This window comes from Actinacidiphila guanduensis, from assembly GCF_900103985.1.
Lineage (GTDB): Bacteria > Actinomycetota > Actinomycetes > Streptomycetales > Streptomycetaceae > Actinacidiphila > Actinacidiphila guanduensis.
The window spans coordinates 162580-174388 of sequence record NZ_FNIE01000011.1 but is presented as its reverse complement, the minus strand read 5'-3'; the positions used below and the strand labels follow the sequence as shown (position 1 = coordinate 174388).

At 73.3% G+C, this 11809-nt stretch carries 11 protein-coding genes; 10 read left to right on the top strand and 1 reads right to left on the bottom strand.

From position 1 onward, the window contains the following. Positions 1-65 precede the first annotated feature (65 nt). The 10 genes from BLR33_RS24110 (at position 66) to BLR33_RS24065 (ending at position 10405) form a co-directional block, all read left to right on the top strand. The gene (locus tag BLR33_RS24110; RefSeq protein ID WP_093786672.1) at positions 66-1088 is read left to right on the top strand and encodes an FKBP-type peptidyl-prolyl cis-trans isomerase; all 1023 of its coding nucleotides are present in this window, start codon (positions 66-68) and stop codon (positions 1086-1088) included. A gap of 49 nt (positions 1089-1137) precedes the next feature. After that, positions 1138-1509, top strand: a complete 372-nt coding sequence (locus BLR33_RS24105; RefSeq protein WP_093786671.1) for an FKBP-type peptidyl-prolyl cis-trans isomerase — start codon at positions 1138-1140, stop codon at positions 1507-1509. A 468-nt stretch (positions 1510-1977) separates the two neighbouring features. Beyond that, positions 1978-2919, top strand: coding sequence for a helix-turn-helix transcriptional regulator (locus tag BLR33_RS24100; protein ID WP_093786670.1), 942 nt, complete (start codon positions 1978-1980; stop codon positions 2917-2919). Positions 2920-2963: 44 nt separating this feature from the next. Continuing rightward, on the top strand, positions 2964-3890 hold the full coding sequence (locus BLR33_RS24095) for a helix-turn-helix transcriptional regulator (RefSeq protein ID WP_093786809.1): 927 nt from the start codon (positions 2964-2966) through the stop codon (positions 3888-3890). Next, positions 3883-4128 (top strand): hypothetical protein, encoded by a 246-nt coding sequence (locus tag BLR33_RS24090; RefSeq protein ID WP_093786669.1) that lies wholly within the window; start codon positions 3883-3885, stop codon positions 4126-4128. Before BLR33_RS24095 ends, BLR33_RS24090 begins: the two co-directional genes overlap by 8 nt. Before the next feature lie 53 nt (positions 4129-4181). Next, a complete protein-coding gene (locus BLR33_RS24085; protein ID WP_093786668.1) occupies positions 4182-4388 on the top strand; it encodes a hypothetical protein in 207 nt (68 codons plus the stop codon). A 210-nt stretch (positions 4389-4598) separates the two neighbouring features. Beyond that, complete coding sequence (gene tatA / locus BLR33_RS24080; protein ID WP_093786667.1) at positions 4599-4865, top strand: Sec-independent protein translocase subunit TatA; 267 nt, start codon at positions 4599-4601, stop codon at positions 4863-4865. A gap of 125 nt (positions 4866-4990) precedes the next feature. Beyond that, positions 4991-5908: a twin-arginine translocase subunit TatC gene (gene tatC, locus BLR33_RS24075; RefSeq protein ID WP_093786666.1), complete on the top strand. Its 918-nt coding sequence runs from the start codon at positions 4991-4993 to the stop codon at positions 5906-5908. Positions 5909-6041: 133 nt separating this feature from the next. Further along, entirely contained in the window at positions 6042-8870 is a 2829-nt protein-coding gene (locus BLR33_RS24070) for a DEAD/DEAH box helicase (RefSeq protein ID WP_093786665.1), read from the top strand. Positions 8871-9148: 278 nt separating this feature from the next. Continuing rightward, positions 9149-10405 carry an acyltransferase family protein gene (locus BLR33_RS24065; RefSeq protein WP_245771627.1) on the top strand — a complete coding sequence of 419 codons (1257 nt, stop codon included), beginning with the start codon at positions 9149-9151 and terminating at the stop codon, positions 10403-10405. A gap of 252 nt (positions 10406-10657) precedes the next feature. On the opposite strand, the gene BLR33_RS24060 is transcribed toward BLR33_RS24065, so the two are convergent. Next, positions 10658-11494 (bottom strand): siderophore-interacting protein, encoded by an 837-nt coding sequence (locus BLR33_RS24060; protein ID WP_093786664.1) that lies wholly within the window; start codon positions 11492-11494, stop codon positions 10658-10660. Positions 11495-11809 lie beyond the last annotated feature (315 nt).

The window sequence follows — 11809 nt, the reverse complement described above, 5'->3', positions numbered from 1 at the left end:
GGGACGACCGAACGACCCGGTCGCAAGGCTCCCCCCACAACCCCATCGACCGTAACGAGGTCCCCGTGCGCCGACGCTCCGCCCTGCTCGCCGTACCCGCGCTCCTGCTCACCGCCGCCGGCTGCGGCGGCAGCGACAACAAGAGCGGTTCGGCAACGGCGAGCCCCACCACGCCCGCCGCCCCGGCCACCCCCACCACGCCGGGCACCACCGGCACCCCCTCCGCGCAGATCGTCCCCGGGCCGGTGCCCGGCATCACCGCGGGCAAGGGCTTCGGCCAGAAGCCGACCATCGCCAAGGGCACCATCGCCCCCTCGCCCGACCTCGCGGTCAAGACCGTGGTCCAGGGCCGCGGCCCGGCCATCGCCGGCGGCGACTACGTCCAGGTGAACTACCTCGGCCAGATCTGGGACACCGCCAAGGTCTTCGACACCTCCTTCGGCCGCGGCCCCTTCACCACCGTCATCGGCCAGGGCCAGGTCATCCCCGGCTGGGACGAGGCCCTGATCGGCCGGAAAACCGGCACCCGGCTGGAGCTGGCCGTGCCGCCCGCGCTCGGCTACGGCACCTCCGGCAACCCCCAGGCCGGCATCAAGGGCACCGACACGATGGTCTTCGTCATCGACGTGCTCAACCGCTTCGACGGCAAGTCCTCGGCCACCGGCAAGCCCGTCCCGCAGAAGAACACGGCGCTGCCCACCGTCGGCACCGCCACCGACGGCAGCCGGCCCTCGGTGAAGATCCCCAAGGGCGCCAAGCCGCCGGCCAAGCTCGTCGCCGAGTACGTGCTGGAGGGCGACGGGCCGGCCGTCAAGAGCGGCGACACGGTGCTCGCCCAGTACCAGGGGCTGCTGTGGACCACGGGCAAGGAGTTCGACTCCAGCTACAGCCACGGCCAGCTCGCCCCGCTGGAGCTGGACAAGCTGATCCCGGGGTGGCAGCAGGGACTGGTCGGCAAGAAGGCGAACAGCAGGGTGCTGCTGGTCACCCCGCCCGCGCTCGGCTACGGCAGCCAGCCGCCCAGCGGCAGCGGCATCCCGGCGAACGCGACCCTCGTCTTCACCCTCGACATCCTGGCCGTGATGTGAGGTCTGCAAGACTGTCCCGGTTGCCCGCAACAGCACAAGGAGCACCGAAGTGAGCATCGAGAAGCCCGAGATCGACTTCCCGGGCGGCGAGCCGCCGGCCGACCTGGAGATCAAGGACATCTGGGAGGGGAAGGGCGCCGAGGCCAAGGCCGGCGACACCGTCTCCGTCCACTACGTCGGCGTGGCGTTCTCCACCGGCGAGGAGTTCGACGCGAGCTGGAACCGGGGCACCCCCTTGCGCTTCCAGCTCGGCGTCGGCCAGGTCATCCCCGGCTGGGACCGCGGTGTGCAGGGCATGAAGGTCGGCGGCCGCCGCCAGCTCACCATCCCCGCCCACCTCGCCTACGGCGACCAGGGCGCCGGCAGCGCCATCGCTCCGGGCGAGACGCTGATCTTCGTCTGCGACCTCGTCGCCGTCTGATTGTGCTCGCTCGCCTCCGGGCGCTTGTACCCGGCGTCGACGGTCGATCATGCTCGGCCGCTCTCCCCTCAGAGCTTCCCTTGGGAATATGCCCAGCGGCCTGCGCGTGTTCTCCCTTTCGACACCGGCGCGCCCTTTGGCTCGCTCGCGTAGGTGGGCGTTGTACGAGTCGCCCTTGACTCTCCGGCTCCCCGCGGTCCGCCGCGGGGAGCCGGCGGGTTTGGGGCCGGGTGGCCGGGAGCGGTACGGTCCGTGGTGCAAGGGCACCATCGCGGAAGCGGCTCGCCCGGATGCCCGCCCGTATCAGGGCTCGCCGGTGAGCGAGCCGAAGGCCGCGCCGGTGTCGAGAGGGAGAACACGCGCAGGCCGCGGGGGTGCCTCCCAGGCGAAGCCCTGGGGGAGAGCGGCCGAGCATGATCGACCGTCGACGCCGGGTACGAGCGGCCGGAGGCGAGGGAACACAGAAAAATGGCGATTGCCAAGGCGGAGCGGCTGATGAATCTCGCGCTGTGCCTGATGAACACCCGGCGGCCGGTGAGCAAGCGGGAGCTGCGCGCGTCCATCGAGGCGTACCACGAGGTCACCTCGGACGAGTCGTTCAACCGGATGTTCGAGCGCGACAAGGACGATCTGCGCGAACTCGGCCTGGTCATCGACACCGTGGAGAGCATCGACGGCGAGTTCGGGTACCTCGCCCGCCGCGACCGCAACCGGCTGCCCGACATCGCCCTCGACCCCGAGGAGGCCGCCGCCCTCGCGCTCGCCGCGAAGGTCTGGCAGCAGGCCCGCCTCGCCGAGGCCGCCAGCGGCGCCCTGCAGAAGCTGCGCGCGGCCGGCGTCCCGTACGAGGACGCCAACAGCGCGCTGGAGCCGCGCATCCCCGCCCCCGAACCGGCCTTCGAGGCGCTGATGCTCGCCACCCGCGAGCGCCGGGCCGTCGCCTTCGACTACCGCAAGGCGAACGCCGCCCACCCCGAGCCGCGCCTGCTCGAACCCTGGGCGCTGGAGTGCTGGCGCGGCCACTGGTACGTCGCCGGGCACGACCGCGACCGCGGCGCCGTCCGCGTCTTCCGGCTCTCCCGCATCACCGGACGGGTCAAGGTCCGCGGCGGCTTCACCGCCGAGGTGCCCGACCACGTGGACGTCCGGGAGACCGTCGCCCGCTGGGCCGGCGAGGGCGCCACCGCCGTCACCGCCCGCATCCGCCTGCGCCGCGACAGCGGCTACCCGCTGCGCGCCCGCGCCGTCGCCACCACCCCGGTGGACGCCGAGTGGGACGAGCTGGAAGTGCCGTACGGGCACGGACTGGACGCCTGGCTCGCCGAGTTCGGGCCGGACGTCGTGGTGCTGGCCCCCGAGGAGCTGCGTGCCGACCTGCTGGACCGGCTGCGCGCCGTGGCGAAGGGCTGAGGGGGAGCGGACCGGTGAGCAATGCGATCGACCAGACCCGGCGGATGCTGTCGCTGGTGACCTATCTGCGCGAACGGCCGGGCGCCCGGGTCGACGAGGTGGCCCGCGCCTTCGGGGTGACCGAGGCCGAGCTGATCGGCGACCTGAACGTCCTGCCGCTGTGCGGCACCAGCTTCCGCGGCGGCGACCTGCTCGACATCGACACCGACGGCGAGCACATCTGGTGGCACAACCCGGACACCGCCGAGGACGTCGCCCAGCCGCTGCGGCTGGCCGCCGACGAGGCCACCGCGCTGCTGGTCGCCGCCCGCGCGGTGGCGAACCTGCCGGGGCTGCGCGAGGGCGACCGGCAGGCCCTGCAGCGCGCGGCCGCCAAGCTGGAGGCCGCGGCCGGCGAGGCGGCCGGCGCGAGCGGCCGGCTGTCGGTCACCTTCGAGTCCGAGGGCAGCGTCTTCGCCACCGTCGACCGCGCGCTCACCGAGCGGCGCCGGCTGTGGATGCGCTACTACTCGCCGGCCCGCGACACCCTCACCGAGCGCGAGGTGGACCCGATCCGGCTGTTCGCCGTCGGGCACACCTACGTCGAGGGCTGGTGCCGGCTGTCGGAGGACATGCGCACCTTCCGGCTGGACCGGGTCGCCGAGATCCGGCTGCTGGACGCGCCGTCCGACCCGCCGCGGATCGAGCCGCGCGACCTGTCCCAGGGTCTGGTCCAGCCGTCGGGCGACGACCCGGAAGTGGTGATCGAGGTCGGGCCCGGCGGGCGCTGGGTCGCCGAGTACTACCCGCACGACAGCGCCGAGGAGCAGCCCGACGGCGGCCTGCGGATCACCCTGCGCACCCCGGACCCGGGCTCGCTGCGCCGGCTCGCCCTGCGGCTGGGCCGCGACGGGCGGATCGTCTCGCCGCCCGACCTGGCCGACGGCGCGCGCGAAGCGGCCGTCCGGGCACTGGCGGCCTACGGTGAGTGAGGAGACCGGCGTGGCCGCAGCGGCGCCGCGGGTGCGGGCCGGCTGCCCGCACTGCCGCACCAGCTTCGAGCTCGACGCCGACGCGCTGCGGCTGGCGATCGGCGCCTCGGCCCGCACCACCTTCTACTCCTTCACCTGCCCCGGCTGCGGCGAGGCCGTCCGCAAGCCGGCTGGCGAGCGGATCGTGGAGCTGCTCACCGGCGCCGGGGTGCGCACCATGCGGCTGACGGGCCGCTGACCGAGCGTTGACCGAGCGCCGGCCGGCCGCCGTTCGGAGAGGGAGGAGACGTCATGTGGTGGTGGGTCATGGTCTGGGTGGCGCTGGCCGCCGCGGGCCTGGCGGTGCTGGCCGTCTTCGCGGCCCGGGTCTTCCTCGCCGTGGAGGCGCTGGGCCGGCAGGTGGCCGCGAGCAGCGACGCGCTGGCGGCCGCGGGGGACCGGCTGAGCCGGGCGGCCGGCCCGCTCGCCGAGCGGGCCGGGGAGATCTCCAGGCCCTGAACCTGCCGTGTCCGCGGGGGGTGAGGGTAGTCTGGCCCGGGCGGCTCGCATCAGGACGCGGCTCGGAGCCGCCCCGGGTGGCCACCGGCGCACTCTCCGGTGTTCACCGCCGCACGCTACGATCGCATCGCGGCACGGCTTCGGGCCCCCACCCGGCCCCGCACCGCGGACGCACGGACCCCGCCGTCAAGGTGAGAAGGTAGACCTCTTATGCTCGGCAACCTCAAGCCCCTGGAAATCCTCCTCATCGTCGCCGTCGTCATCGTCCTGTTCGGCGCGAAGAAGCTGCCCGACGCGGCCCGGGCGCTGGGCAAGTCCGCCCGCATCCTCAAGAGCGAGGCCAAGGCGATGAAGAGCGACGGCGGCAGCCAGGAGCCCGCCGAGCAGCAGCAGACCGCCGCCCGCACCATCCAGGCGGCCCCCGGCGACACCGCCAGTGCCCGCCCGGTGGGCGAGCACACCTCGGCCCAGAGCTGACCCCGGGGGACCGGACGCCCGCCCGCCGCGCCCGCGGCCGGGCCGGACGCGCCCGGCAGTGCCCGAACCTGAAGGACGAAGCCGGCACACCCTGCTGACGGCTGCCGCACGAGACGAGGACGTGGGTGCTCAAGACTGCCCGCAAGCAGGCCAAGGACCCCGAGGGCCGGATGCCCCTCGGGGACCACCTGCGCGAGTTGCGCAACCGGCTGTTCAAGTCGGTCCTGGCGATCCTGGTCGTCACGATTGTGGCGGCGTTCTTCTACAAGCACATCATCGAGCTGCTGCAGCACCGCATCCCCGACAACGTGCAGTGCATCAACGGCGACAAGCACAAGGGCGCCAGCGCCTGCGCGCAGATGACGGTCAGCGGCCTGCTCGGCGGCTTCTCGATCGCGCTGAAGGTCTCGCTGATGGCCGGCGTGGTCGTCTCCTCGCCCGTCTGGCTCTACCAGCTGTGGGCCTTCCTCGCGCCCGGCCTGCACCGCAACGAGAAGCGCTACACCCTCGGCTTCGTCGGCGCCGGCGTGCCGCTGTTCGTGGCCGGCGGCCTGCTGGCGTACGAGATCCTGCCGCAGACCGCGCGGATCATGATCGGCTTCGTGCCGAAGGACACCACCAACCTGCTGCCGCTGGACGACTTCCTGGACCTGGTGGCCCGGATGATCGTCGTCTTCGGCCTCGCCTTCGAGCTGCCGCTGGTGCTGGTGCTGCTCAACTTCACCGGCATCGTCACCGGCCGCCGCATGCTCGGCTGGTGGCGCGGCATGGTCATCGGCATCACCGTCTTCGCCGCCGTCGCCACCCCGACCGGCGACCCGCTGACCATGTGCCTGCTGGCCGCGCCGATCGTCTTCCTGTACTTCCTGGCGATGGCCGTGTGCTTCTTCAACGACCGCCGCAGGGCCCGGCGGCGCGCCGCCGACCCGGACTTCGACCTGGACCCGGACGAGGCGTCGCCGCTCCACCACGTGCCCGAGCAGGTCGGCGCGCAGCCGATGGACGAGCACGACACCGACTCCAGCTACGACGACGCGACCTGACCTGCGCCCTTCCTCCGGGCCGAGCGGGGCCGGGGTTTCCGCCGTCCGGCGCCGCGCCCGTCCGGCCACCTCCCCGTTCGCCGGAAAAAGATCAGCCACGGTGTCGGTGGGCGCGGGTAGGCTCGGGAGCGAGATGACCGAAGAGATGTCGCCCGCCGAGCGTTACGCGGCAAGCCGCCGGCGCGCCGAAGAGAACGCCACCGCGCTCGCCCGGTTCCGCGAGCTGTACGAGTTCGGCCTCGACCCCTTCCAGATAGAGGCGTGCCAGGCCCTGGAGGCCGGCAGCGGCGTCCTGGTCGCCGCGCCCACCGGGTCGGGGAAGACCATCGTGGGCGAGTTCGCCGTCCACCTCGCCTTGGCCGAGGGCCGCAAGTGCTTCTACACCACGCCCATCAAGGCCCTGTCCAACCAGAAGTACAACGACCTCGCCAAGCGCTACGGCGCCGAGAAGGTCGGCCTGCTCACCGGTGACAACAGCGTCAACGGCGACGCGCCGGTGATCGTCATGACCACCGAGGTGCTGCGGAACATGCTCTACGCGGGCTCCGCCGCCCTGGACGGCCTGGGCTACGTGGTGATGGACGAGGTGCACTACCTCTCCGACCGCTTCCGCGGTGCCGTCTGGGAGGAGGTGATCATCCATCTGCCGCAGTCGGTGACGCTGGTGTCACTGTCGGCGACCGTCTCCAACGCCGAGGAGTTCGGCGACTGGCTCGACACGGTCCGCGGCGACACCAAGGTGATCGTCTCCGAGCACCGCCCGGTCCCGCTCTGGCAGCACGTGCTGGCCGGCCGGCGGATGTACGACCTGTTCGAGGAGAAGTCGGGCCCGGCCGGCACCGCCGGCCGCCGCGAGGTCAACGCCGACCTGGAGCGGCTGGCCCGGATGGAGAACTCCCGGCCCTACGGCGGCCCGCGCGGCCGCCGTATGCGCGAGGCCGACCGGGAGCGCGAGCGGCGCGCCCGCAGCCGGGTGTGGACCCCCAGCAGGGCCGAGGTCATCGAGCGGCTCGACGCCGAGGGCCTGCTGCCCGCCATCACCTTCATCTTCAGCCGGGCCGGCTGCGAGGCCGCCGTCCAGCAGTGCCTGTACGCGGGCCTGCGGCTCAACAACGACGAGGCCCGCTCCAAGGTCCGCGCCATCGTGGAGGAGCGCACCCGCGCCATCCCCGACGAGGACCTGCACGTCCTCGGCTACTTCGAGTGGCTGGAGGGCCTGGAGCGCGGCATCGCCGCCCACCACGCGGGCATGCTGCCGACCTTCAAGGAGGTCGTCGAGGAGCTCTTCGTCCGTGGCCTGGTCAAGGCGGTGTTCGCCACCGAGACGCTCGCGCTGGGCATCAACATGCCGGCCCGCTCGGTGGTGCTGGAAAAGCTCGTCAAGTGGAACGGCGAGACGCACGCCGACATCACCCCCGGCGAGTACACCCAGCTCACCGGCCGGGCCGGGCGGCGCGGCATCGACGTCGAGGGCCACGCCGTAGTGCTCTGGCAGCGCGGCTTCGACCCGAGCGTGGTCGCGGGCCTGGCCGGCACCCGGACGTACCCGCTTCGCTCGTCCTTCCGCCCGTCGTACAACATGGCGGTCAACCTCGTCGGGCAGTTCGGCCGGCACCGCTCGCGCGAGCTGCTGGAGACGTCCTTCGCGCAGTTCCAGGCGGACCGCTCGGTGGTCGGCATCTCCCGCCAGGTGCAGCGCAACGAGGAGGGGCTGGAAGGCTACAAGGAGTCGATGACCTGCCACCTCGGCGACTTCGGCGAGTACATGGCGCTGCGCCGGGAGCTGAAGGAGCGCGAGGCGGAGCTGTCCCGGCAGGGCGCGGCCCACCGCAGGGCCGCGGCCTCCGACGCGCTGGAGAAGCTCAAGCCGGGCGACATCATCCACGTCCCCGCGGGCAAGTACGCCGGGCTCGCCCTGGTGCTGGAGCCGGGCATCCCCGGCCGCTCCGGCGGCGGCCACCACCCGCGCGGCGGCGAGTACCACGACGGGCCGCGCCCGCTGGTGCTCACCGCCGAGCGCCAGGTCAAGCGGCTCGGCCAGATCGACTTCCCGGTGCCCGTGGAGGCGCTGGAGCGGATGCGCATCCCCAAGTCGTTCAACCCGCGCAGCCCGCAGTCCCGCCGCGACCTGGCCTCCGCGATGCGCAGCAAGGCCGGCTCGGCGGGCTGGTCGGCGCCGCCGCGGCACCGCAGGGAGCGCTCGGCGGCCGCGGAGGACACCGAGATCGCCCGGCTGCGCACGGCGATCCGGGCCCACCCCTGCCACGGCTGCGAGGACCGCGAGGACCACGCCCGCTGGGCCGAGCGCTACCAGCGGCTGCGCCGCGACACCCACGCGCTGGAGCGGCGGATCGAGGGCCGCACCAACACCATCGCCCGCACCTTCGACCGGGTGAGCGCGGTGCTGGGCGAGTTGGGCTACCTCGACGGCGACACGGTGACCCCCGAGGGCCGCCGCCTCGCCCGCCTCTACGGCGAACTCGACCTGCTGGCCAGCGAGTGCCTGCGCGAGGGCGTCTGGGAGGGCCTGGGGCCCGCCGAGTTGGCCGCGTGCGCCTCCGCGCTGGTCTACGAGTCGCGGCAGTCCGACGACGCGGTGCTGCCCCGGCTGCCCAACGGGCAGGCGCGGGCCGCGCTCAGCGAGATGGTGCGCATCTGGGGCCGGCTGGACGCCCTGGAGGAGGACCACCGGATCAACCAGACCGAGGGCGTCGGCCAGCGCGAGCCCGACCTGGGCTTCGCCTGGCCCGCCTACCGCTGGGCGTCCGGGCACGGCCTGGACGCGGTGCTCTCCGACGCGGACATGCCCGCGGGCGACTTCGTCCGCTGGTGCAAGCAACTCATCGACGTCCTCGGCCAGATCGGCAATGCAGCCCCCGAGGGCAGCACGGTGCGGCGCAACGCCCACAAGGCGGTGGACGGGCTGCTGCGCGGAGTTGTGGCGTACTCCTCACTCGGGTGAATCCCGGGGCGGCCGCGTTGACGCGGGGCCGCCCCCCGGTCGCGGCCCGCCCGTACGTCCGCCGCGGCGCCAACGGGCCGCCGGGTCCCGCGGATTCACAGGTCGGCGGGGCCTTCGCGGTGCCCGCGCCTGGCCTCCGGTTGTGTGCGGGGGCTGTCCCTGAGCTGTGGCGGTCATGTGAAAGTTGGGTTCCGGTTTATTTGTTGTTTACCTGAGGGCTGGTTGGGTGGGCCGATGTATGTGCCATCAACTGCCGACATCCGGGAAGCCGAATCTGCGTGAGCAGCCGAACCTCCACCACCGACCGACCAGAACCCGCCCTGCGGGGGCCCGCCGTGGGACCGGCCCGTCCCGCCCCGTTCTTCCCCTCGACTGTGCGGTCCCGCAGCGCGCGGGTGGACGGCATCGACGGCCTGCGGACCTTCGCCGTGATGCTGGTGATCGTGTACCACTTCCACCCCGACATCCTGCCCGGCGGGTCGATCGGCGTGGACATCTTCTACACGATCAGCGGCTTCGTGATCACCCGGCTGCTCATCGCGGAGTTCGCGAGAACCGGTGACATCGGGCTGCGGCAGTTCTACCGGCGGCGGTGGCTGCGGCTGGTGCCCGCGCTGCTGGTGGTCTGCGCGCTCACCGCGGTGCTCACCTTCGCCCCCGTGCAGAGCTTCCGGCACGGCTGGTCGGCGGCGCTGCTGGCCGCGGCCTCACTGGTGAACATCGTCCGCGCGATGCAGCCCGGGGCGTACTCCGGGGTGACGGCGCCGCTCGGGCACACCTGGTCGCTCGGCGTGGAGGAGCAGTTCTACCTGCTGTGGCCGCCGGTGCTGCTCGGCCTGCTGCGGCGGCTGAGCAGCCGCGCCGTGCTGGTGAGCGCGGGCGTGCTCACCCTGCTGCCGGTGCTGTGGCGGTACCACCTGTGGCAGGCCAGTGCGGCCCACCGCATCTACAACGGCCCCGACACCCGCGCCGACCAGCTGCTCGCCGGCGCCGTGCTCGCCATCCTGCTGGCCCGCCTCCACGCGGGCAGCCCCTGGCGGGAGCGGCTGCGCACCTGGTCCGGACGGCTGTGGCTGCCGTCGCTCGCCGTGCTCGCGCTCATCGTCTGGCAGGTGCCGATCACCGGCGCCAGCGCCTGGAACAAGGCGGTCTACACGGTCGGCTTCCTCGTCATCGCCCTGCTCACGGTGGTGCTGCTCACCTCGCTCGAACTCCAGCCGCGGGCCCCGCTCAACCGGGTCCTGTCGCTGGTGCCGCTCGCCTGGGTCGGCCGCAACCTCAGCTACGGGCTCTACCTGTGGCACTACCCGCTGATGCACCTGCTCTCCGACCTCGGGGTGCGGCGGATGCTCTTCCCGTCCACGCTGCTGGCCACGTTCATCATGGCGACGGCGTCCTACTACCTGGTCGAGGAGCCCTGCCGCCGCATGAAGCACCGCCGCCGCAAGCCCCGGCAGCAGCAGCCGCAGGCGGAACCGGCGGTGACTCCGGCGTCGGCGTCGGTCCCGGCTCCGGTGGCGCTGGCTGAGGACTGAGGCGGAGCGAGCGGGAGTGCGACGTGGCCCGGGGTGTCGGCCCCGGGCCACGGGCTTGGTGACGGTCGGCCGCGGGCTGTGGGCTCGCCTGTCGGCGACGGGGTGCCCGATCGCATCGTCCGTGGCCGGACACCGGTTCCGCACGTCGGCCCCGGCCCGCGGGCCGTCTGCCGCGCCGCCGGGCCGGCCCGTACCGGCCGGGTGCCGGGGCGAGGTGTCACGGGACCCGGCGCGGGGGCGCTCCCGTGGGCGTCAGCTCTCCTGCTCGCGCTCGACCTCGGCGTTCCACTCGCGCTTCGAGGACTGCCAGCCGTCCTCGTCCTTGCCCAGGCGCCAGTAGCCCGAGATGGACAACTGCTCGCGGGGGATCGCATGCTCGACGCGGAGCTGGCGGCGCAGCTCCTTGACCACGTTCGCCTCGCCGTGGACGAAGGCGTGCACCCGGCCCGCCGGGAAGTCCAGCGCCGCCACCGCCTCGGCCAGCGCGGCCCCCACCGGCCGCTCGCCGCGGTGCAGCCAGACCACGTCGGCGTCCGCCTCCGTCGCGAGCTTCTGCTCCTCCGCGGGGCCGGCCACCTCGACGTAGATCCGCGCGGGCGCCCCCGCGGGCAGCCGCTCGGCCGCAGCGGCGACCGCCGGGAGCGCGCTCTCGTCCCCGGCAAGCAGGTGCCAGTCGGCGGACGGGTCGGGCGCGTAGCCACCACCGGGGCCCATGAAGTGCAGCACCTCGCCGGCCTGTGCCCGTGCCGCCCAGGGCCCGGCCACGCCGTCGTCGCCGTGCACGACGAAGTCCACGGCCATCTCGCGGCTCTCCGGGTCGTACGAGCGCACGGTGTACGTCCGCGTCCGCGGCCACCGCTCGCGCGGCAGTTGCGCGCGCAGCGCCTCCACGTTCAGCGGATCGGGCAACTGCTCACCCTCGGCGGGGAACAGCAGCTTGACGTAGTGGTCGGTGAACTCGCCGACGGCCAGCTCGGCCGCCGGGTCCACGGCCAGGACCACGCGCACCATGTGCGGGGTGAGCCGTTCGGTACGCACCACGGTGGCGCGCTTGGGTGTCCGCGTCCTGCGCTGCGGCTGTTCCGCCATGCTCCCCGCTCCTCCTCGCGCCCGAGCGCGCGTCTCTCCCTGCCGCCCCCCCGCTACCCGAGAGGTACTTAGGTAAGCCTAACCGAGAAGGGGTCCCTCCGAAGCCGGCTTTTCTGCCGACGGGTGCCCCGGGCTCTCGGCGAGGCGGCGCCCGTGACGGACGGTGTCCCCCGGAGCCGGTCCTCTTGCCCGCCCGGCGCTGCAAGCGCGTTGCGTGCCGGCCGGGCCCGCGCTCCCTGTTCCAGGGCCGCCGGCCCGGACTGTCGCCGGTGGCCGGAATGGCCGGATGGGGGTCTTCTGCGGCCCGGGCCCTCG

What these genes read in the sequence shown, in the direction of transcription:
- BLR33_RS24100 (WP_093786670.1), top strand. Translation starts at nt 1,978, where the DNA reads ATGGCGATTGCCAAGGCGGAGCGGCTGATGAATCTCGCGCTGTGCCTG.
- BLR33_RS24095 (WP_093786809.1), top strand. Translation starts at nt 2,964, where the DNA reads ATGCTGTCGCTGGTGACCTATCTGCGCGAACGGCCGGGCGCCCGGGTC.
- BLR33_RS24085 (WP_093786668.1), top strand. Translation starts at nt 4,182, where the DNA reads ATGTGGTGGTGGGTCATGGTCTGGGTGGCGCTGGCCGCCGCGGGCCTG.
- tatA (WP_093786667.1), top strand. Translation starts at nt 4,599, where the DNA reads ATGCTCGGCAACCTCAAGCCCCTGGAAATCCTCCTCATCGTCGCCGTC.
- BLR33_RS24070 (WP_093786665.1), top strand. Translation starts at nt 6,042, where the DNA reads ATGACCGAAGAGATGTCGCCCGCCGAGCGTTACGCGGCAAGCCGCCGG.
- BLR33_RS24060 (WP_093786664.1), bottom strand. Translation starts at nt 11,494, where the DNA reads ATGGCGGAACAGCCGCAGCGCAGGACGCGGACACCCAAGCGCGCCACC.